The sequence below is a fragment of the Microcella sp. genome (genome assembly GCF_046293215.1).
Taxonomy (GTDB): domain Bacteria; phylum Actinomycetota; class Actinomycetes; order Actinomycetales; family Microbacteriaceae; genus Microcella.
This window is the reverse complement of record NZ_JBKBPI010000006.1, coordinates 132,976-153,511: the sequence shown is the minus strand read 5'-3', so window position 1 is coordinate 153,511 and position 20,536 is coordinate 132,976. Positions and strand designations below refer to the sequence as shown.

At 66.8% G+C, this 20,536-nt stretch carries 16 protein-coding genes and 3 rRNA genes; 14 read left to right on the top strand and 5 right to left on the bottom strand.

All coding sequences use genetic code 11. The features are described 5' to 3' along the window. The first annotated feature begins 4 nt into the window (after nucleotides 1-4). Complete coding sequence (locus tag ACK4SC_RS07465; protein ID WP_409616711.1) at nucleotides 5-670, top strand: DNA-3-methyladenine glycosylase; 666 nt, start codon at nucleotides 5-7, stop codon at nucleotides 668-670. Here ACK4SC_RS07465 and ACK4SC_RS07460 read toward each other — a convergent pair. Next, nucleotides 654-1,238, bottom strand: a complete 585-nt coding sequence (locus ACK4SC_RS07460) for a hypothetical protein (RefSeq protein ID WP_409616709.1) — start codon at nucleotides 1,236-1,238, stop codon at nucleotides 654-656. The genes ACK4SC_RS07465 and ACK4SC_RS07460 overlap by 17 nt on opposite strands. A 5-nt stretch (nucleotides 1,239-1,243) precedes the next feature. Further along, entirely contained in the window at nucleotides 1,244-1,858 is a 615-nt protein-coding gene (locus ACK4SC_RS07455) for a SatD family protein (protein WP_409616708.1), read from the bottom strand. Between the two features lie 89 nt (nucleotides 1,859-1,947). On the opposite strand from ACK4SC_RS07455, the gene tyrS reads away from it, so the two are divergent. The 4 genes from tyrS to rrf all read left to right on the top strand — a co-directional run bounded on the left by tyrS (nucleotide 1,948) and on the right by rrf (nucleotide 9,089). Then, nucleotides 1,948-3,258 carry a tyrosine--tRNA ligase gene (gene tyrS, locus ACK4SC_RS07450; protein WP_409616706.1) on the top strand — a complete coding sequence of 437 codons (1,311 nt, stop codon included), beginning with the start codon at nucleotides 1,948-1,950 and terminating at the stop codon, nucleotides 3,256-3,258. Nucleotides 3,259-3,783: 525 nt separating this feature from the next. Continuing rightward, nucleotides 3,784-5,304: ribosomal RNA gene (locus tag ACK4SC_RS07445) — 16S ribosomal RNA — on the top strand. A gap of 424 nt (nucleotides 5,305-5,728) precedes the next feature. Further along, nucleotides 5,729-8,847 (top strand): 23S ribosomal RNA (locus ACK4SC_RS07440). 125 nt (nucleotides 8,848-8,972) lie between these two features. Beyond that, a 5S ribosomal RNA gene (gene rrf, locus ACK4SC_RS07435) occupies nucleotides 8,973-9,089 on the top strand. The 16S, 23S and 5S rRNA genes sit together here, the layout of an rRNA operon. An 81-nt stretch (nucleotides 9,090-9,170) precedes the next feature. Here rrf and ACK4SC_RS07430 read toward each other — a convergent pair. After that, complete coding sequence (locus ACK4SC_RS07430; RefSeq protein WP_409616704.1) at nucleotides 9,171-9,554, bottom strand: hypothetical protein; 384 nt, start codon at nucleotides 9,552-9,554, stop codon at nucleotides 9,171-9,173. Here ACK4SC_RS07430 and ACK4SC_RS07425 point away from each other — a divergent pair. Genes ACK4SC_RS07425 through recN form a run of 6 tightly spaced genes read left to right on the top strand, consistent with a single transcriptional unit; the run spans nucleotide 9,513 to nucleotide 14,911 of the window. Then, on the top strand, nucleotides 9,513-10,130 hold the full coding sequence (locus tag ACK4SC_RS07425) for a hypothetical protein (protein WP_409616702.1): 618 nt from the start codon (nucleotides 9,513-9,515) through the stop codon (nucleotides 10,128-10,130). The two genes, ACK4SC_RS07430 and ACK4SC_RS07425, sit on opposite strands and share 42 nt — an antisense overlap. After that, entirely contained in the window at nucleotides 10,120-11,130 is a 1,011-nt protein-coding gene (locus ACK4SC_RS07420; RefSeq protein WP_409616701.1) for an HAD-IIA family hydrolase, read from the top strand. The genes ACK4SC_RS07425 and ACK4SC_RS07420 overlap by 11 nt, the downstream gene beginning before the upstream one ends. 2 nt (nucleotides 11,131-11,132) lie before the next feature. Continuing rightward, a complete protein-coding gene (locus ACK4SC_RS07415; RefSeq protein ID WP_409616699.1) occupies nucleotides 11,133-11,327 on the top strand; it encodes a hypothetical protein in 195 nt (64 codons plus the stop codon). Then, nucleotides 11,324-12,178 (top strand): TlyA family RNA methyltransferase, encoded by an 855-nt coding sequence (locus ACK4SC_RS07410; RefSeq protein WP_409616697.1) that lies wholly within the window; start codon nucleotides 11,324-11,326, stop codon nucleotides 12,176-12,178. Before ACK4SC_RS07415 ends, ACK4SC_RS07410 begins: the two co-directional genes overlap by 4 nt. A 37-nt stretch (nucleotides 12,179-12,215) precedes the next feature. Next, complete coding sequence (locus ACK4SC_RS07405) at nucleotides 12,216-13,214, top strand: NAD kinase (RefSeq protein WP_409616695.1); 999 nt, start codon at nucleotides 12,216-12,218, stop codon at nucleotides 13,212-13,214. Next, the gene (gene recN / locus ACK4SC_RS07400; RefSeq protein WP_409616693.1) at nucleotides 13,211-14,911 is read left to right on the top strand and encodes a DNA repair protein RecN; all 1,701 of its coding nucleotides are present in this window, start codon (nucleotides 13,211-13,213) and stop codon (nucleotides 14,909-14,911) included. The genes ACK4SC_RS07405 and recN overlap by 4 nt, the downstream gene beginning before the upstream one ends. A 79-nt stretch (nucleotides 14,912-14,990) precedes the next feature. On the opposite strand, the gene ACK4SC_RS07395 is transcribed toward recN, so the two are convergent. Then, nucleotides 14,991-15,941: a hypothetical protein gene (locus tag ACK4SC_RS07395; RefSeq protein ID WP_409616691.1), complete on the bottom strand. Its 951-nt coding sequence runs from the start codon at nucleotides 15,939-15,941 to the stop codon at nucleotides 14,991-14,993. A 73-nt stretch (nucleotides 15,942-16,014) separates the two neighbouring features. Between ACK4SC_RS07395 and ACK4SC_RS07390 the strand changes: the two genes are divergently transcribed. Genes ACK4SC_RS07390 through ACK4SC_RS07380 form a run of 3 tightly spaced genes read left to right on the top strand, consistent with a single transcriptional unit; the run spans nucleotide 16,015 to nucleotide 19,257 of the window. Continuing rightward, on the top strand, nucleotides 16,015-17,712 hold the full coding sequence (locus ACK4SC_RS07390) for a CTP synthase (protein WP_409616689.1): 1,698 nt from the start codon (nucleotides 16,015-16,017) through the stop codon (nucleotides 17,710-17,712). 4 nt (nucleotides 17,713-17,716) lie between these two features. Then, nucleotides 17,717-18,292, top strand: coding sequence for an NUDIX domain-containing protein (locus ACK4SC_RS07385; RefSeq protein ID WP_409616687.1), 576 nt, complete (start codon nucleotides 17,717-17,719; stop codon nucleotides 18,290-18,292). A 2-nt stretch (nucleotides 18,293-18,294) separates the two neighbouring features. Beyond that, complete coding sequence (locus ACK4SC_RS07380) at nucleotides 18,295-19,257, top strand: site-specific tyrosine recombinase XerD (RefSeq protein WP_409616685.1); 963 nt, start codon at nucleotides 18,295-18,297, stop codon at nucleotides 19,255-19,257. Nucleotides 19,258-19,301: 44 nt separating this feature from the next. Here the strand turns inward: ACK4SC_RS07380 and ACK4SC_RS07375 are convergent, their stop codons facing one another. After that, the gene (locus ACK4SC_RS07375) at nucleotides 19,302-20,513 is read right to left on the bottom strand and encodes a hypothetical protein (RefSeq protein ID WP_409616683.1); all 1,212 of its coding nucleotides are present in this window, start codon (nucleotides 20,511-20,513) and stop codon (nucleotides 19,302-19,304) included. Nucleotides 20,514-20,536 lie beyond the last annotated feature (23 nt).

The window sequence follows — 20,536 nt, the reverse complement described above, 5'->3', positions numbered from 1 at the left end:
CGCCGTGTCCGAGCCCGGCCAGCCGACGCGTCGTTCGTCGGTTTCCGCGGTGCTCGCGGGGGATGCCGTGGTGGTCGCTCCGCGACTCTTGGGAGCCGTGGTGCACGGCCGGGGCGTCAGTGTGCGCCTGACCGAGGTCGAGGCGTATCGCGGCGTCGGCGACGATCCCGGCTCGCACGCCTTCCGCGGGCAGACGCCGCGTACCGCGCCCATGTTTGGCGCCGCCGGCACCCTGTACGTGTATCTGAGTTACGGCATGCATCGTTGCCTGAACCTTGTCACCGGCGAGCCGGGGGTTGCATCGGCGGTGCTGGTGCGCGCGGGGGAGGTCGTGAGCGGCCTCGAGCGGGCACGGGCTCGGGCGCTCGCCGGCCGTGTCCCGCGAGCGGACGGCCGCGGTCCCGCGGTGGCCGACCGCGACCTGGCGCGCGGTCCGGCCCGTTTGGCGCGCGCCCTCGGCGTCACGCTGGACGATGACGGGCGGATGCTCGGTGACGGTGCCGTTGACCTCGAACCGGCCGCGGGGCTCGTCCCCGAGATCGCGACGGGCCCGCGCGTCGGCGTCGCGCATCCCGGGGGAGGGGACGCCTACCCGTGGCGCTTTTGGATTCCCGGAGATCCCACGGTGTCGCCCTACCGTCCGGGCCGCGGGGTTACGCCAGCGCGATGAGGGCGGCGGTTGCCCCCGCCCACAGCAGGCTGGCGAGGGTTCCGATGATGAACCGTTCGGTGACGTGGTGTCCGGCGTCGAGGTCGCGGAAGCGGCCGACGCTCTTGATCGCGACGAGCACGGCCAGGATCTCCCAGCGCGCGAGCAGCACGGCCGCGACGACGGCGGCGCGCTCGAGGTAGCCGATCGTCGCGCCCCCGCGCAGCACCTCGGCGGCGTCGGCGACGGTCGGGGCGGGCGCCGCCGAGGTGCCGGCCGCTGACGTCGGTGTCGTGTCGTTGCCGCGCGGGCGCCGGTCGGCGAGCCGCAGCACCCCGCGTACGACGGGCGCGCCCCCGGCGATCGCGAGGGCGACGATCAGCAGCTGGGCGACCAGCCCGCCGAGCCCGACGGACTCGATCGCGGTCACGCTCACGACGACGAGGCCGACGGCCACGAGTCCCACTGCCGGCAGCGCGTAGTGATCTTTGCGCTGAATTCCGCCGACGATGGCGAGGGCGAGTACGACGGCGACGGCCGCCGACAGGGCCAGCCAGCCAATGACGAGGATCCACGCTCCAGCGAACATGCCCGTCACCCTACTGGCGAAGGCTCGGCATCGGCGGAGGCCAACACGTTGCCGATCGCGCGGCGGGCGTCGGCGTCGATGGCGAGCGCTGCCGCGCGCGCCCGCTTGCTGACCGCTTGCGGGGTGATGCCCAGCCGCTCAGCGGCCGCCGCCTGCGTCAGCCCCTGTTCGAGCAGGTCGTAGAGTTCCCAACTCTGCGCGCTCCACCGGGCGCGCCCGGCCAGGAGCAACGCGATGAGCGCATCCACGTCAGCGGCCGCCTGCTCTGTCGCGCCCGTCCCGCTCGCCGCAAAATGGATGCTCGTGCGCGCCGCCCGCTGCACCGCCCGCCGCCCCGCGATGAACGCGGGCCCGCTCGCCTCGCGGATGCTTCCCGGCAGCGTCCCGGATATGGCGCCGATGCCGAGGCCCGCGCGAAAGTGTCCGTCGCGCAGGCACTCGAGTACGACCGCCACGGCGGTGGTGGCGTCGGCGGTCAGCGCCTGCAACTCGTCTCCCGCGGTGCGTTCAGCGGGAAGAGCGAGGTGGGCGCCGAGTCGGCGATGCAGCCGGTCGAGAAGGTCGGCGACGCGGTCTCGGTCGGAGCGGCTGCCGATCTGGTCGGCGATCACGACGAACATGCATCAAGCCTAGAGGGGTGATATTGCCTACATCAACCCTTAGTCATTGATTCGCGGATGCGCGCCCGCGTCCGCGATAGCCTGTCGCGGTGACCGACGCGCTCGATTCGCTGACTCCGCCCCGACTTGACCGATCCTTTGACTCCCTCTGGGATGAGTTGCTGTGGCGCGGCCTCGTGCACGTGTCCACCGACCCCGAGGCGCTGCGCGAGGTGCTCGACGGGGCCCCGATCACCTACTACTGCGGATTCGACCCGACGGCGCCGAGCCTGCACCTCGGCAACCTCGTGCAACTGTTGCTGATGCGCCGGCTGCAGCTGGCGGGTCATCGACCGCTGGCGCTCGTGGGCGGTTCGACGGGCCTCATCGGTGACCCGCGCCCGACGGCCGAACGGCAGCTCAATGACCGCGAGACGGTGGCCGAGTGGGTCGGTTACCTGCAGCAGCAGGTCAGCCGCTTCTTGTCGGCCGACGGCGACAACGCGGTCACGCTCGTGAACAACCTCGACTGGACGGCCGGCCTCAGCGCCATCGACTTCCTGCGCGACATTGGCAAGTACTTCCGCGTGGGCACGATGCTGAAGAAAGACGCGGTCGCCGCGCGATTGAACTCTGAGGCGGGCATCTCGTACACCGAGTTCAGTTACCAGATTCTGCAGGGCTACGACTTTCTCGAGCTGCATCGCCAGTACGGCTGCATCCTGCAAACCGGCGGTAGCGATCAGTGGGGCAATCTGACGAGCGGCACCGACCTCGTGCACAAGGCGCTCGGCGTGAGCGTGCACGCGATCGGTACCCCCCTGATCACGAACAGCGACGGGACGAAGTTCGGCAAGAGCGAGGGCAACGCCATCTGGCTCGACGCGGCGATGTGCTCGCCGTACGCGATGTACCAGTTCTGGCTCAACACTGACGACGCCGACGTGATCGACCGACTAAAGGTGTTCACGTTCCTCGACCGGGCCGAGATCGAACACTACGAGCGGTTGGTGGCCGACGAGCCCTTCCGCCGCGCCGCGCAGCGCCGTCTCGCGCTCGAGGTCACGGGGTTTGTGCACGGAGAGGAGGCGGCGCGTGCGGCCATCGCGGCCTCGCAGGCACTCTTCGGCCAGGGAGATCTCGACACCCTGGATGCGGCCACGCTGCGCGCGGCCGTCGCGGAGCTCCCCGGTGCAGACGTATCGGCCGACACCACGGTGGTCGCGGCCCTGGTCGAGAGCGGACTGTGCTCGAGTGCCTCCGACGCCCGACGGGCTATCGCCCAGGGCGGCGTTGCGGTCAACAACCGCAAGGTTCTCGCGGACGACGCCGTTCTCGGTGACGTCGCGTTAGCCGGCGGTGTCGCCGTGCTTCGCCGGGGGAAGAAGACGCTCGCCGGTCTGCGTTTCGGGACCGAATAGCGGGGAGTCGCCGCGCGACACGCCCGGGATTCGGTCGTGATTTGCCCGGTGCCTCAATCGCCCGTAATGTCTTCTCTTGTCAGCCCGACGGAGCGGCGAGAGCGAGAAGCTCGAAGCCAGCTACCGGGCCTGAATCCTCCAAGACAGAGCAGCCCTTGCGGGTGCGCTCATCGCCAAGTAGGATTCCAACTCCCCCCGCAGGATCGACACGACAAGCGGAAGTCCAGATAACTGGCCTTCTCGACTTGCCGAGACTCTCCCGGGCGGGTACATTAGGAAAGTTGCCCTGACAGGGCGGCCGAGAGGCCGACCATCAGGAGCGTCCGATCCTTGAGAACTCAACAGCGTGCACTAAGTCAATGCCAAATAACCTCGTCGGTTGGTTCGCCAACCGAGTGAGATTCCTTTGGATTGAAACGAATGTCAGTAGATATTCAACTTCAGTCAGATTGAACTCGTGTCGAGCGGCAACGCTCGACGCAACTAGATGTGCCGGTGACCTTCGGGTCGCTGTGCAATCAAACATTTACGGAGAGTTTGATCCTGGCTCAGGACGAACGCTGGCGGCGTGCTTAACACATGCAAGTCGAACGATGAAGCCGGAGCTTGCTCTGGTGGATTAGTGGCGAACGGGTGAGTAACACGTGAGTAACCTGCCCCTGACTCTGGGATAAGCGTTGGAAACGACGTCTAATACCGGATACGAGTCGGGATCGCATGATCACCGACTGGAAAGAATTTCGGTCAGGGATGGACTCGCGGCCTATCAGCTTGTTGGTGAGGTAACGGCTCACCAAGGCGACGACGGGTAGCCGGCCTGAGAGGGTGACCGGCCACACTGGGACTGAGACACGGCCCAGACTCCTACGGGAGGCAGCAGTGGGGAATATTGCACAATGGGCGCAAGCCTGATGCAGCAACGCCGCGTGAGGGACGACGGCCTTCGGGTTGTAAACCTCTTTTAGCAGGGAAGAAGCGAAAGTGACGGTACCTGCAGAAAAAGCACCGGCTAACTACGTGCCAGCAGCCGCGGTAATACGTAGGGTGCAAGCGTTGTCCGGAATTATTGGGCGTAAAGAGCTCGTAGGCGGTTTGTCGCGTCTGCTGTGAAAACGCGAGGCTCAACCTCGCGCCTGCAGTGGGTACGGGCAAACTAGAGTGCGGTAGGGGAGATTGGAATTCCTGGTGTAGCGGTGGAATGCGCAGATATCAGGAGGAACACCGATGGCGAAGGCAGATCTCTGGGCCGTAACTGACGCTGAGGAGCGAAAGCGTGGGGAGCGAACAGGATTAGATACCCTGGTAGTCCACGCCGTAAACGTTGGGAACTAGATGTAGGGACCATTCCACGGTTTCTGTGTCGCAGCTAACGCATTAAGTTCCCCGCCTGGGGAGTACGGCCGCAAGGCTGAAACTCAAAGGAATTGACGGGGGCCCGCACAAGCGGCGGAGCATGCGGATTAATTCGATGCAACGCGAAGAACCTTACCAAGGCTTGACATATAGAGGAAACGTGCAGAAATGTACGCCCCGCAAGGTCTCTATACAGGTGGTGCATGGTTGTCGTCAGCTCGTGTCGTGAGATGTTGGGTTAAGTCCCGCAACGAGCGCAACCCTCGTCCTATGTTGCCAGCACGTAATGGTGGGAACTCATGGGAGACTGCCGGGGTCAACTCGGAGGAAGGTGGGGATGACGTCAAATCATCATGCCCCTTATGTCTTGGGCTTCACGCATGCTACAATGGCCGGTACAAAGGGCTGCAATACCGCAAGGTGGAGCGAATCCCAAAAAGCCGGTCTCAGTTCGGATTGGGGTCTGCAACTCGACCCCATGAAGTTGGAGTCGCTAGTAATCGTGAATCAGCAACGTCACGGTGAATACGTTCCCGGGCCTTGTACACACCGCCCGTCAAGTCATGAAAGTCGGTAACACCCGAAGCCAGTGGCCCAACCGCAAGGAGGGAGCTGTCGAAGGTGGGATCGGTGATTAGGACTAAGTCGTAACAAGGTAGCCGTACCGGAAGGTGCGGCTGGATCACCTCCTTTCTAAGGAGCTTCTGATGCGTCGCTTCGGCGGCTGCATCCAGAGCCGGAACTGAGACGAACGTTCTCAGCCGGTTTGCTCAAGGGTGGAACATTGATTTAGGTCGTCGGCTCGAGCCGGCTCGGTAGTACGTCCCTTGTGGACAGGAACCCGCGCTGAGGAGAGGCGACGACATGCACGCTGTTGGGTCCTGAGGGACCGGGCCCCGGGAAACCGGGAAACGATCTCTCGGACTTCTGGGCAGTCGCCGCGATGGCTGGCTGCAGGGAGTGCCGACCGTATGTTGAGAACTACACAGTGGACGCGAGCATCTTAGAACTGATGCCTTCGGGTATCAGATCTACGATCTAGATTTATATAGATCATTGGTCAATCTGCAGCGTCGAACCTTCGGGTGAGACGCTGTCGATCGATTCATACTCATGTAGTCAAGTTTCTAAGAGCAAACGGTGGATGCCTTGGCATCTGGAGCCGAAGAAGGACGTAGCAATCTGCGATAAGCCTCGGGGAGCTGATAAGCGAGCTGTGAGCCGAGGATTTCCGAATGGGGAAACCCCGCTGGGCGTACTTGTGCGACCTAGTGACTCCCGCCTGAATATATAGGGCGGGTAGAGGGAACGTGGGGAAGTGAAACATCTCAGTACCCACAGGAAGAGAAAACAACAGTGATTCCGTTAGTAGTGGCGAGCGAAACCGGAAGAGGCTAAACCGATCATGTGTGATAGCCGGCAGGCGTTGCATGGTCGGGGTTGTGGGACTCACCCGCTGTTCTGCCGAACAGCAAGGGTTACAGCGCGATATAGACGAATGGCATTGAAAGGCCAGCCACAGAGGGTGCCAGCCCCGTAGTCGAAATGTCGTAATGGCCCGGAGAGTATCCCAAGTAGCACGGGGCCCGAGAAATCCCGTGTGAATCTGTCAGGACCACCTGATAAGCCTAAATACTCCCAGATGACCGATAGCGGACAAGTACCGTGAGGGAAAGGTGAAAAGTACCCCGGGAGGGGAGTGAAATAGTACCTGAAACCGTTTGCTTACAAACCGTTGGAGCCTCCTTAGTAGGGGTGACAGCGTGCCTTTTGAAGAATGAGCCTGCGAGTTAGCGATACGTGGCGAGGTTAACCCGAGTGGGGTAGCCGTAGCGAAAGCGAGTCTGAATAGGGCGATTCAGTCGCGTGTCCTAGACCCGAAGCGAAGTGATCTATCCATGGCCAGGTTGAAGCGACGGTAAGACGTCGTGGAGGACCGAACCCACTTAGGTTGAAAACTGAGGGGATGAGCTGTGGATAGGGGTGAAAGGCCAATCAAACTTCGTGATAGCTGGTTCTCTCCGAAATGCATTTAGGTGCAGCGTTGCGTGTTTCTTGCCGGAGGTAGAGCTACTGGATGGCCGATGGGCCCCAAAAGGTTACTGACGTCAGCCAAACTCCGAATGCCGGTAAGTGAGAGCGCAGCAGTGAGACGGTGGGGGATAAGCTTCATCGTCGAGAGGGAAACAACCCAGACTACCGACTAAGGTCCCTAAGCCTGTGCTAAGTGGGAAAGGATGTGGAGTTGCATAGACAACCAGGAGGTTGGCTTAGAAGCAGCCACCCTTGAAAGAGTGCGTAATAGCTCACTGGTCAAGTGATTCCGCGCCGACAATGTAACGGGGCTCAAGCACAGCACCGAAGTCGTAGGATTCGTACATTTGGTAGGCCTTCGTGGTCCAGCCGTACGGATCGGTAGGAGAGCGTCGTGTGGCCAGCGAAGCGGCGGTGTAAACCAGCCGTGGAGGCCACACGAGTGAGAATGCAGGCATGAGTAGCGAAAGACGGGTGAGAAACCCGTCCTCCGAAAGACCAAGGGTTCCAGGGCCAGGCTAATCCGCCCTGGGTAAGTCGGGACCTAAGGCGAGGCCGACAGGCGTAGTCGATGGACAACGGGTTGATATTCCCGTACCGGCGAAGAACCGCCCAAGCTAATCCAGTAATGCTAAGAGTCCGAATCCTCTTTTCAATGCACCTTCGGGTGCGGCGAGCTGAGGGCTAGCACTCGACCCTATGCTGGTGCGGCTAGCGTATTAACAGGTGTGACGCAGGAAGGTAGCTGAGCCGGGCGATGGTTGTCCCGGTGTAAGGACGTAGGGCGAGAGATAGGCAAATCCGTCTCTCACATAGCCTGAGATCCGATGCGTACCCCTCACGGGGGAAATCAGTGATCCTATGCTGCCGAGAAAAGCATCGACGCGAGGTTCTAGCCGCCCGTACCCCAAACCGACTCAGGTGGTCAGGTAGAGAATACCGAGGAGATCGAGAGAATCGTGGTTAAGGAACTCGGCAAAATGCCCCCGTAACTTCGGGAGAAGGGGGGCCGGATTCGTGAAGGGATTTACTCCCGGAGCGTTGAAGGCCGCAGAGACCAGTGGGAAGCGACTGTTTACTAAAAACACAGGTCCGTGCCAAGTCGCAAGACGATGTATACGGACTGACGCCTGCCCGGTGCTGGAAGGTTAAGAGGAAGGGTTAGCGCAAGCGAAGCTCTGAATTTAAGCCCCAGTAAACGGCGGTGGTAACTATAACCATCCTAAGGTAGCGAAATTCCTTGTCGGGTAAGTTCCGACCTGCACGAATGGCGTAACGACTTCCCAGCTGTCTCAACCGCGAACTCGGCGAAATTGCACTACGAGTAAAGATGCTCGTTACGCGCAGAAGGACGGAAAGACCCCGTGACCTTTACTACAGCTTGGTATTGGTGTTCGGTGTGGCTTGTGTAGGATAGGTGGGAGACTGTGAAGCGGGCACGCTAGTGTTCGTGGAGTCGTTGTTGAAATACCACTCTGGTCACTCTGGATGTCTAACTTAGAACCGTAATCCGGTTCAGGGACAGTGCCTGGTGGGTAGTTTAACTGGGGCGGTTGCCTCCCAAAAAGTAACGGAGGCGCCCAAAGGTTCCCTCAACCTGGTTGGCAATCAGGTGTCGAGTGTAAGTGCACAAGGGAGCTTGACTGCGAGACTGACAGGTCGAGCAGGGACGAAAGTCGGGACTAGTGATCCGGCAGTGGCTTGTGGAAGCGCTGTCGCTCAACGGATAAAAGGTACCTCGGGGATAACAGGCTGATCTTGCCCAAGAGTCCATATCGACGGCATGGTTTGGCACCTCGATGTCGGCTCGTCGCATCCTGGGGCTGGAGTAGGTCCCAAGGGTTGGGCTGTTCGCCCATTAAAGCGGTACGCGAGCTGGGTTTAGAACGTCGTGAGACAGTTCGGTCCCTATCCGCTGCGCGCGTAGGAAGTTTGAGAGGATCTGACCCTAGTACGAGAGGACCGGGTTGGACGAACCTCTGGTGTGTCAGTTGTTCCGCCAGGAGCACCGCTGATTAGCTACGTTCGGGATGGATAACCGCTGAAAGCATCTAAGCGGGAAGCCGGCCTCAAGATGAGTCTTCCATGCCCTTCGGGGCGAGAGGCTCCCAGCCAGACGACTGGGTTGATAGGCAGGATGTGGAAGAGGGGACTAACGACCCTTGCAGCTGACCTGTACTAATAAGCCGATAACTTGACAACACCCCTCTTCGGAGGGAGTGAGTATGCGCTCGCGTCCACTTTGTGGTTCTCGATTTACGGTCGAGAGCTACGCACAGATCATGACTTTCATGACTGTCCGTAAACGATTGATAAATCAATAGTGTTTCGGCGGCCATAGCGAAGGGGAAACGCCCGGTTACATTCCGAACCCGGAAGCTAAGACCTTCTGCGCCGATGGTACTGCGAGGGGGACCTCGTGGGAGAGTAGGACACCGCCGGACTTCTTTGTGAAATGGCCACCCAGTGATGGGTGGCCATTTCGCGTTAACGCACGTTTTTGTGCAGCGCGAGGAGATCCCATGTCAGAGAAGCACGACCGACCGAAGCGCGACGGCGGCGACGCGCGTCGCCCCCGACGCGACGGCGACGGTCGCCCGCAACGCAGCGGTGATGGTCGTCCTCGGCGTGAGGGAGGCGGTCGTCCGCAGCGTGGGGGCGACGCACGTCCTCGGCGAGACGGCGATTCGCGCGTGCGCGGCGAGGCCGGTGTGCGCCCGCGTCGTACCGACGGTGACGAACGCCCCCGGCACGACGATCCGCCGATCGCGGACGACGTCACCGGGCGCGAGCTCGATCGGGTCGCGCGGGCCGAGCTGAAAGCCCTGAGTAAAGAGAACGCCGAGCGCGTCGCGCAGCACCTCGTAATGGCCGCTCGCCTGATCGACGATGATCCGCAGCTCGCGCACCGGCACGCGCAGGCGGCGGCTCGCCGCGGCGGCCGCATCGCCGTCGCCCGCGAAACCCTCGGCATCACGGCCTACCTGACGGGCGACTTCGCTCTTGCCCTGCGCGAGTTGCGCACGCACCGTCGTATCAGTGGGTCGAACGAGCAGGTTCCGCTCATGGTGGATTGCGAGCGCGGGCTCGGCCGGCCCGAGAAGGCGCTCGAGCTCGGCCGCAGCGTCGACCGCTCTGAGCTCAGCGTCGGCACGCGCGTCGAACTGGCGATCGCGATGTCGGGCGCGCGGCTTGACCTCGGGCAGACGGAGGCCGCGCTGCGAGAGCTCGAGATTCCGCAGCTAGATCCGTCAACCGCCTACAGCTTTAGCCCCGCCCTGTTCGACTCGTACGCCGTTGTGCTGTCCGAACTCGGCCGCGAGGCCGAGGCCGCCGAGTGGGGACGCCGCGCCGACGTCGCCGCCCAGGCCATCGCCGAGGCCGAAGGCGGGGGCGATGACGCCATCGAGGTGATCGAAGAGGAGCTGGTCGAGCGCGATACTGAGGCTGTGACGCCCGACGAGGAGACGGACGATGTTCGGTAAGAAGCTCCCCACGCCGCTCGATGGTCGCGACGCTGTGCTGCTGGACCTCGACGGGGTGGTGTATCGGGGACCGGACGCGATTGAGCACGCTGTTCCGAGCATCCTGAAGGCGGCGAAATCGGCCCGTATCGGCTACCTCACGAACAACGCCTCGCGCACCGATCAGTCGGTCGCCGATCACCTGTCGGAGTTCGGCTTGGCGGTGAACGCCGCCGACGTTGTGACAAGCCCGCAGGCGGCCTTGCGCGTGCTGGCAACCCTCGTCGAGCCCGGTGCTCTCGTCATGGTGGTCGGGGGAGAGGGCATCACGTCAGAGCTTGAGCGGGCCGGTTACCGCGTGACGCGTTCGGCCGACGATGAGCCCGCGGCGGTCGTGCAAGGGTTCGCCCCGCACGTCGGGTGGGAGCACCTCGCGGAGGCCGCGTACGCCCTGCAGCACGACCACGTGCACTGGGTGGCGACGAACACTGACTGGACGATCCCCCAGAAGCGCGGCATCGCGCCCGGCAACGGCACGCTCGTGTCAGCGGTGCACCTCGCGGTCGGGCGTCTTCCCGTGTTCGCGGGCAAGCCCGAGAAGCCCATGTACGACGAGGCCATCGAACGCTTCGGCGCGTCGAACCCGCTCGCGATCGGCGACCGGCTCGACACCGACATCCTCGGCGCGAATCGCGCGGGCATGGCGAGCGCGCTCGTGCTCACCGGCATCGACCAGGCGAAGCAGGTGCTCGCGGCTCCCGCCGACCAGCGCCCGACGTTCATCCTGCGCGACCTGCGCGACCTGTTCGCGCCGTACCCGGAGGTCACCGAAGAGGTCGACGCCGACGGCGTGCGCTCGGTGTCGTGCGGCCAGGCCGTGGTGCGCATGAAGCAGCACGTCGTGCGGGTCGCGCGGGCGGGAAACGACCCCGTCGACCTGCTGCGCGCGGGCGCCGCCGTGATCTGGGCGTCTGGACTGCAAATCTGGGGTCTCGACGTCGACCCGCAGCTATATTCGTGACCATGACGGAGCGCGACGAAACGATCGAGCCCGACGCTGCACTCTCCGACGCGGGGGAATTCGGCACGGATGATCTCGATACGCCCGACGAGGGGCTGCTGTCGCAACTCGCGCTCATCGATGACCAACCGCTCGCTGACCGCGCGGCCGCGTTCGCGCAACTGCACGACGCCCTGCGCCAGCAGCTCGAGGCGTGACGACACCCGACTCGGGCTCCGGTGCGACCCGCCGCCTCGACGTGGCGCTCGTCGACGCGGGGCTGGTGCGCTCGCGCACGGCCGCGCGTCAGGCGATCGAGACCGGGCGGGTGCGGGTGAGCGGCCGGGTGGTGACCAAGCCGGCGTACGCGGTGCGAGCATCCGACGAATTGGGCGTGGAGGGCGCCAGCCGATACGTGAGCCGCGCCGCGCACAAGCTGATCGCGGCGCTCGATGCCGAGGACGCGGCCGGCAGGCCGATGCCGATTGCCGGCGCGACGGCGCTCGACGTGGGCGCCTCGACGGGTGGATTCACGGAGGTGCTGCTCGAACGCGGCGCCGGCACCGTCATCGCCCTTGATGTCGGGCACGGTCAGCTGGATGCGCGCATCGCCCTCGACGCGCGCGTTGCCGTCGTCGAAGGGGTCAACGCCCGTGACCTCACTCCCGAGCTGCTCGCTCGGGTGAGCGGGGTGCGCGCGCGTCCGACCGTCGTCGTGGGGGACCTGAGCTTCATCTCGCTCGGGCTCGTGCTGCCCGCGCTCGTCGCGACCGCGGGCACGGATGCCGACTACGTGCTACTCATCAAGCCGCAGTTCGAGGTCGGGCGCCAGGGCGTGCGCGAGGGCGTCGTGCGCGACGCGGGCGCGCGGGAGGAGGCGATCATGGGCGTGCTCTGGGCGGCCGCCGACGAGGGGTTGCGGGCATCGTCGCTCCTGTCCTCCCCGATCGTCGGAACCCACGGCAATCACGAGTACTTGGCCGTCTTCCGGCGTGAGTACGGGGTCGATCCGACAGAATGGAGGGGCCGCGCGACCGAGCTGGCGCGCAGCGCCGTGACCGGGGCCTAACGAGGCCGCCGATCAGCCACCCGTGTGAAGGAGCCCCGTGACTGAACGCCACATCCTCGTCGTCGCCCACACGGGCCGCGACGAGTCGCTCGAGGCGGCCGTCACCGTCTGCCGATTACTCGGCGACGCGGGGCTGACCCCCGTCGTCGCCGCCGACAGTCTCGATGACCTGCGGGAGGCCACGCGCGGTGCCGAGCTGCGGGTGCTGGACGACGACGCGGCCACTGAGGCGACCGTCGCCGTGGGCGACATCGAACTCGTCATCGTGCTCGGCGGCGACGGCACCATTCTGCGCGCCGCCGAACTGGTGCGCGGCGGCTCGGCCCCACTGCTTGGGGTGAACCTCGGCCACGTCGGATTTCTCGCCGAAAGCGAGCGCGACAGTCTGACCGAGGCCGTCGCCCGCGCACTGTCACGCGACTACCTCGTCGAAGAGCGCATGACCCTGTCGGTGCGGGTCAAGGTGGGCGGCGAGGTTATCTGGCAAACGTGGGCACTCAACGAGGCGACGGTCGAGAAGGCGAGTCGCGAACGCATGCTCGACCTCGCCGTCGCGGTCGACGGTCGCCCGCTCACCAGCTTCGGGGCCGACGGGGTCGTCATGGCCACGCCGACCGGCTCGACCGCATACGCCTTCAGCGCGGGAGGCCCCATCGTGTGGCCGAGCCTCGACGCGCTGCTCATGGTTCCGCTGAGCGCCCACGCGCTGTTCGCGCGTCCGCTCGTCGTGGGCCCGAACTCGTCGCTCGCGGTGGACGTGCTCGACCGCACCGGGGCGACCGGCGTGCTCTGGTGCGACGGGCGACGAGCCTTCGATCTTCCCGCGGGGGCGCGCGTGGTCGCCAGGCGTTCGTCCACGCCGGTGCGGCTCGCGCGGCTGCACCCCGGACCGTTCACCGATCGGCTCGTGCACAAGTTCGCCCTGCCCGTCAACGGGTGGCGGGGCGGGGCCGACGCCGAGCAGCCGGCGACCGGCGCGATTGCGCTGCCGCGTGCATCCGAGGGCGCGGGCGCCTCGGAGGGCGACGCGACGTGATTGACGAGATCTCGATCCGCGATCTGGGCGTGATCGGCGAGGCCCGACTGCCGCTCGGCCCGGGCTTCACGGCGCTCACCGGCGAGACCGGCGCGGGCAAGACCATGGTGGTCACGGCGCTCGGACTGCTGCTCGGCGCCCGCGGAGACGCGGGAGTCGTGCGCTCGGGAGCCGAACGCACCCTCGTTGAGGGGCGCTGGATCGTCGACCCGAGTGGGCCGGTTGCCGAGCGGGTGCGCGATGCCGGCGGCGACCTCGACGACGATGAACTCATTCTGTCGCGCACCGTGTCGGGCGAGGGGCGGTCGCGGGCGGTTGTCGGCGGGCGCTCGGCGCCGGTCGGCGTGCTCGGTGAGCTCGGTGAGCACCTCGTCGTTGTGCACGGCCAGAGCGATCAGGTGCGCCTGCGGTCGGCGACCGCCCAGCGCGAGGCGCTCGATCGCTACGCGGGCGCTGAACTCGCCGGCGTGCTGGCCGAGTACCGCACCGCCTTCGCCGCCTGGAACGCCGCGCGTGACGAACTCGAGCGGCTCACCGGCGACAAAGACGCGCGGGCCCGCGAGGCCGACGAGCTGCGCGCGGCCATCGACGAGATTGAGCAGCTCGCACCGCAGCGCGGCGAAGACGTCGAACTGGCCGACCGTGCCGAGCGACTCGGCAACCTCGAAGACCTGCGGCTCGCCGCGGCCCAGGCGCACGAGTTGCTGTCGAGCGAGTCGCTCGATGGGGCGAGCGACGCGATCGGCCTGATCGACGCCGCTCGCCGCTCGGTCGAACGGGTCAGCGGGCACGACGCGCAGCTCGCGCCGATCGTCGAGCAGCTCGCGGCGGCCGGCTACGCCGTGACCGAGGCCGCGACCGAGCTGTCGGGGTACCTCGCCTCGCTCGAGACCGACGGCGGGCGAGAGCTCGAGACGGTCAATGAGCGCCGGGCCGCGCTCACCGACCTGACGCGTCGGTTCGGTCCGAGCCTGGACGACGTCATCGACATGCTCGACAGCGGCTCGGCGCGGCTGCTCGAACTCGACCACGACGACGACCGTATTGCCCGCCTCACCGAAGAGGTCGAGCGCGGGGCTGTCGCGGTCGACGCGCTCGCCGACCGCCTCACCGCGCTGCGCTCCGCGGCAGCCACGCGGCTCGCCGACGCGGTGACCGCCGAGCTCGCAGCCTTGGCGATGCCGGATGCACGGCTCTCGGTCACGCTGGAACGCCGCGACGAACTCACCGCATCGGGCCGCGACGCGGTCGCCCTGCTGTTGCAGCCGCACGCGGCCGCCGACCCGCGTCCGCTCGGCAAGGGAGCCTCGGGCGGTGAACTGTCGCGGGTCATGCTCGCCCTCGAGGTGGTCATCGCCGAAACCGATCCCGTTCCGACGTTTGTGTTCGACGAGGTCGACGCGGGGGTCGGCGGCGCGAGCGCGATCGAAATCGGTCGCCGGCTCGCGCGACTCGCTCGCACCTCGCAGGTCATCGTCGTCACCCACCTGGCGCAGGTCGCGGCTTTCGCGACCAACCACCTGACCGTGGTCAAGGGCAGCGACGGCACCGTCACCGCCTCCAGCGTGCAGCAACTCGACGGCGAAGCGCGGGTCGCCGAGATGGCGCGCCTGCTGTCGGGTCTTGCCGACAGCGACACCGGGCTCGAGCACGCCCGCGAGTTGCTCGCCGAGGCGCGCAGCCTCGCCGACGCCTAAGCGCGGTCCACGAGGGCGGCGCTGGCCGGACGCGCGCCGGCCGAGCTCGCGTTCGCCTCCCGCCCGGGTTCGCGTTCGACTACCCGGCGAGGTCGACGATGTCGACCGTCGTCACCTGGCGCTCGGAGCCCTCCACCAGCGTCGAGAACTCCACCCGTGTCGCCTCGGCGGCCGCGGTCAACGGAATCGCCAGCACGCTCGTGAAGGGCGCAAAGTCGGCCGTGCAGAACGTGTTCGGAGCCCGGCGTTCCTGCAGGGTCACGCCAATCGTGTCCGAGGCAAGACCCGCGTCAACCGCCGTCGGAATGAGCGGGCAACTCGACGACCCGTACGTGACGATCGTCAGCTCGCGATCGTCGGCCAGCTCGAGCACGGGGCTCAGCCAGTACGCCAGTGGCCCGTCCGGCTGCTCGGCGTCGGGGGCGGGTTCGGGCAGCAGCGCGGGAAGTCCCGGATACTCGTCGAGCGCCACCGAGGCGGGCACATCAACCGGCTCGCGGTTCGGGTCGATCACCATGATCGTGAACGCCTGCACCCAGTCTTCGTCGCCCAGCCGCGGCTCGCGCCACTCGACATCGGCGAACACCTCATCGGCCGTGACCCCCTCGGGCGCCGAGACGATGTGGAAGTGCGCGGCGAGATCATCGGTGCAGGCATCGGCTGCCCCCTTCTGGAACGTGGCGCTCAGCCGGTCGTCGGCGAGCACCTCGAGCGCGGTCAAGACGAAGGGGCAGCTGGAGGAGCCGTAGCTGATGAACGTGATCACGTTGCGCGCCGGGCCCTCGTTCCACCAGGCGATGGGCTCGATCGGGCCCTCCCACTCACGCTCGGGCACGGGCGCACCAGGCGGCCACCCTGCACCCTCCGCGTCAGCGATTGACTGGGGCTGCGGGGGAAGAGCCGGCTGCGTCGCGCAGCCGGCGGTGAGCGCTGCGATCGCGACCAGCGCTGAGAGCGTCGCCGCAGCGCGGCGCGCGGGGCGTGCGCGGAGCATCCCGAATCGGGTGGATGTGCGTGATCGTTCCCCCATGTCCGGCAGGGTACGCCGGTCGATTCCGCGCGTCGAGGCTTTCGCGGTCACGGGTCGGATACGATAGAACCCCGTGGCAGACACTTCAGACTCCGGGAACGGTGACCGCGTCACCAAGCACATCTTCGTCACCGGAGGAGTCGTCTCCTCTCTCGGCAAGGGCCTGACGGCGGCAAGCCTCGGCAACCTGCTCACCGCGCGCGGGCTGCGCGTTGTCATGCAGAAGCTCGACCCGTATCTCAACGTCGACCCGGGAACGATGAACCCGTTCCAGCACGGCGAGGTGTTCGTCACCGACGACGGCGCCGAAACCGACCTCGACATCGGGCACTACGAGCGCTTCCTCGACATCAACCTGAATCAGGCCGCGAACGTCACGACCGGCCAGATCTACAGCCAGGTCATCGCGAAAGAGCGTCGCGGCGAGTACCTCGGCGACACGGTTCAGGTGATTCCGCACATCACCGACGAGATCAAGCGTCGTATGCGCCTGCAGGCCGAGGACAGCCCGCAGCCTGACGTCATCATCACCGAGATCGGCGGCACGGTCGGCGACATCGAGTCGCAGCCGTTCATCGAGTCGGCCCGTCAGGTGCGCCACGAGCTCGGCCGCAAGAACGTGTTCTTCGTGCACGTGAGCCTCGTGCCGTTCATGGGGGCCAGTGGCGAGCAGAAGACCAAGCCGACGCAGCACTCTGTCGCGGCGCTGCGCTCGATCGGTATCCAGCCCGACGCCCTCGTGCTGCGCAGCGACCGGCCGGTGACGAGCGCCAACCGACGCAAGATCGCCCTCATGTGTGACGTCGACGAGCGCGCCGTGGTGAACGCGGTCGACGTGCCGTCGATCTACGACATCCCGTCGATGCTGCACAGCCAGGGCCTCGACGCCTACATCATCGACCAGATCGGCCTCGAGGCGAACGAGGTCGCCTGGGACGGCTGGGCCGACCTGCTTGCCGCCGTGCACGAGCCCAAGCGCGAGGTCACGATCGGCCTCGTGGGCAAGTACATCGACCTGCCCGACGCCTACCTCAGCGTCACCGAGGCCCTGCGCGCTGGCGCGTTCGCCCACCAGTCGAAGGCCGTCATTCGCTGGATCGCATCCGACGAGTGTGAGACGCCCGAGGGAGCCGCGAAGCACCTCAGCGACGTCGACGCGATCTGCGTGCCCGGCGGCTTCGGCGTGCGCGGCATCGAGGGCAAGCTCGGAGCGCTGCGTTTCGCCCGAGAGAACATGATTCCCACCCTGGGACTCTGCCTCGGCCTGCAGTGCATGGTCATCGAGTACGCGCGGCACGAAGCCGCGCTGCCCGGTGCCTCGTCGAGCGAGTTCGACCCCGACACCGAGTTTCCCGTCATCGCCACGATGGCCGAGCAGGTCGCCCACATTGACGGCGGCGACCTGGGCGGCACCATGCGTCTGGGCCTCTATGAGGCGGCTCTCGCCGAGGGGTCGCTGGCCCGCGAACTCTACGGCGAGGCCACGATCAGCGAGCGTCACCGGCACCGCTACGAGGTGAACAACGCCTACCGCGACCGCATCGCCGAGGCGGGCCTGCGGTTCTCGGGCACGAGCCCCGACGGCTCGCTCGTCGAGTTCGTCGAACTGCCGCGCGACGTTCACCCCTTCTACATCGCCACCCAGGCGCACCCCGAGCTGCGCTCGCGCCCGAACCGCGCGCATCCGCTGTTCTCGGGCCTCGTCGCTGCCGCGATCGAGCGGCAGAAGGCCAGCCGCCTGTTCGACGACGAGCAGACCGAGGGCGAGTAGCCGGGTGGGCGGGCCGCTCGCTGACGAAGCGCACGAGGTGCCGATCGCGGCGAGCGACGTCGTCTTCGACGGGGCGGTGTGGGATGTGCGCCGCGAACGCTTCGCCTACGGTGACGGCGCCCTGGTGCGCGAATTCGTCGCCCACACGGGTGCCGTCGCGGTGCTCGCGATCGACGACGACGATCGGATGCTCGCCATCCAGCAGTACCGTCACCCCATTCGCGAGCGCAATTGGGAGCTACCCGCCGGGCTACTCGACGTCGACGGGGAGGACCCGCTCGAGGCGGCGAAGCGGGAGCTTGCCGAGGAGGCCGACCTCACGGCTCGTCACTGGCAGCCGCTGATCAGCCTGCACACGACGCCGGGCGGATCCGACGAGATCATCCACGTGTTCCGCGCGACCGGGTTGGCCGCGGCGGCCGAGGCGTTTGACCGGGACGGCGAGGAGGCCGACATCGTCACGCGCTGGGTCGCGGTCGATGAGGCCGTCGACGCGGTGCTCGCCGGACGCACCCGCAACGGCATCTTCATGGCGGCGGTGCTCGCCGAGCACGCGCACCGCACCCGGGCGAGGGGTTAGTGATGGCGGAGGCGCCCGAACCGTCTCCCGAGTTGACGCGCGCGGTCGACCGCTACGTGCGTCACGTCGCCCTCGAGCGCGGACGCTCGCCGCACACGGTCGCCGCCTACCAGCGCGACCTCGCCCGCTACCTCGCCCACCTCGCCGCGAACGGCGTGGATGCTGTCGGCGACATCGCCGAGAACGACGTCGCGTCGTTCGTCGCGGCCGTTCGCGACCCGGATGCTGCTGCGCGAGGCGGCGCATCCCCGGTGTCGGCGTCGAGTGCCGCGCGCATGCTGTCGAGCGTGCGAGGTTGGCACGCGTTTCTGCTCGAGGAGGGGCTCGCCACGCGCAACGTCGCCGCCGAGCAGAAGCCGCCGAGGCAGGCGAAGCGCCTGCCGAAGGCGATCACGATTGACGAGGTCGAGCGCCTCCTCGATGCGTGCGCGGGCGATGACCCCCTGATGCTGCGCGACCGGGCGCTGCTCGAGCTGCTGTACGCGACGGGTGCGCGGGTTTCGGAGGCGGTCGGACTGGCGGTCGACGACGTGACGGGCGACGACGGGGGAGCGGCGGATGTCGTGCGGCTCTTCGGCAAGGGGCGCAAGCAGCGGCTCGTTCCGATCGGACGCTTTGCCCGCGAGGCGCTTGACGCGTACCTCGTGCGGTCGCGGCCGCTGCTCGCGCCGCGGGGACGAGCATCCGGGTCGCTGTTTCTCGGCGCGCGCGGCGGGCCGCTGAGCCGGCAGAGCGCGTGGCTGATCATTCGCGGCGCAGCGGAGCGGGCCGAGCTCACCGCGGAATTGTCGCCGCACACGCTGCGGCACTCGTTCGCCACGCACCTGCTCGAGGGCGGCGCCGACGTGCGCGTCGTGCAGGAGCTGCTCGGCCACGCATCGGTCGCGACGACGCAGCTGTACACGCTGGTGACGGCTGACGCGGTGCGTGAGGCGTGGGCGCTGGCGCACCCGCGAGCGCGGTAGCGGCGAGCGACGCACCACGGGGTGTGCCGCGCCGGCGTCGTCGATTAGTCGCTGGGGCGCAGGATTGTGAGGCTCGCCGCGTTGTTCGACTCCCAGCGAAACGAGAACGTGCCCACACCGGCGTTCGGACTCGCCTCACTGCCCACGCCGCCGGCGACGAACTGCGTGACCGGAATGCAGCGATTTTCGATTGTGCCGCGAGCAACGCCCAGCTGCGCGGCGACGGCGCACACCACGAGTTCCGACCCAGGGATAGCGCCCTCCGCCACAAACCCGATCAGGATTGCCTCGTCGTCGACGCGGGCAAGCTCGACCGGGCCGAGCACGATCGGGGGCATGCCCGGTGGATGCGCGGCGCTCGTGATCGAGGCAACCAACGGCGACGGCGCGCGGTCGCTTTCGGGAAGAAGGATCAGCGCGGTGGAATCAAGTGCGTACACCCCCGTCACTGTGCGAGGGCCGGTGGCGCGGAAGCTCACGCTGGCAGGCTCAACCTCGTCAGCCCGGCGCGGATCGGACGCAACGGGCCAGCGGTACTCCACCCGCGCGCCGGTGAGCGCCAGCACGCCGTCGAGGCCGTCGGCGAGGAACTCGGGCTCGGGAAGACACGTGCGCTCCCACCGGCGCGGGGACGCGGCGGGTGTCCCGAGCGTTCCGAACAGGGCCACGCACACCTGGCGGGCGTCGGCGGGCGCTCCGGGGCGCCCGGTGCGGTACGCGACCATGTCGATCGTCCCGCCGTCGACCAGGTCGGTGCTGGCGATCACACGGGCCGGAGACAGCAGGCGTTCGCCGGCCGTCGCCAGCCGGTCGGCGTAGACGGCCTCGGTGGCGAGCGGTTCGGGATCCGCCTCGTCGGCGAAGATGGCGAACGCGGCCGGTTCCGCCGGCAGGCTCGCCACGGCGGCCCCGATGCCGAGGGCAACGACGGCGATTGCGGCGACCGCCAGCATCCAGCCGGGGGCGCGGTCACGGCCTACCGGCACCTCCTCCGCACCCGGCGTGATCTCGGGGGTAGCGGCGTCGCCAACCTCCGGGCCCGCGGCGCGGGGCAGGGCGACCGGCGGCGCGCCGAGTGCGGTTGGCGCGGCGACGGGCGGTGGGGCGGGGCGCCGGGAGGCGAGGATGCGGGCGGCGCGCTGGGCGAGCATCCGCGATTCGGGGGTCTCGGCGCGGCCGTAGGCGAGCCGGGCGAGGGCGGCGTCATCGAGCGCCTCGAGCCGGTCGAGGTCCGCCGGGTCAGCGTCGTCGCCCACGGGCACAGTCAAGCACGACCGCG

Coding starts and splice junctions, on each gene's coding strand:
- ACK4SC_RS07425 (WP_409616702.1), top strand. CDS start 9,513: ATGGCCGCTCGCCTGATCGACGATGATCCGCAGCTCGCGCACCGGCAC.
- ACK4SC_RS07420 (WP_409616701.1), top strand. CDS start 10,120: ATGTTCGGTAAGAAGCTCCCCACGCCGCTCGATGGTCGCGACGCTGTG.
- ACK4SC_RS07460 (WP_409616709.1), bottom strand. CDS start 1,238: ATGTTCGCTGGAGCGTGGATCCTCGTCATTGGCTGGCTGGCCCTGTCG.
- ACK4SC_RS07415 (WP_409616699.1), top strand. CDS start 11,133: ATGACGGAGCGCGACGAAACGATCGAGCCCGACGCTGCACTCTCCGAC.
- ACK4SC_RS07395 (WP_409616691.1), bottom strand. CDS start 15,941: ATGGGGGAACGATCACGCACATCCACCCGATTCGGGATGCTCCGCGCA.
- ACK4SC_RS07380 (WP_409616685.1), top strand. CDS start 18,295: ATGGCGGAGGCGCCCGAACCGTCTCCCGAGTTGACGCGCGCGGTCGAC.
- ACK4SC_RS07455 (WP_409616708.1), bottom strand. CDS start 1,858: ATGTTCGTCGTGATCGCCGACCAGATCGGCAGCCGCTCCGACCGAGAC.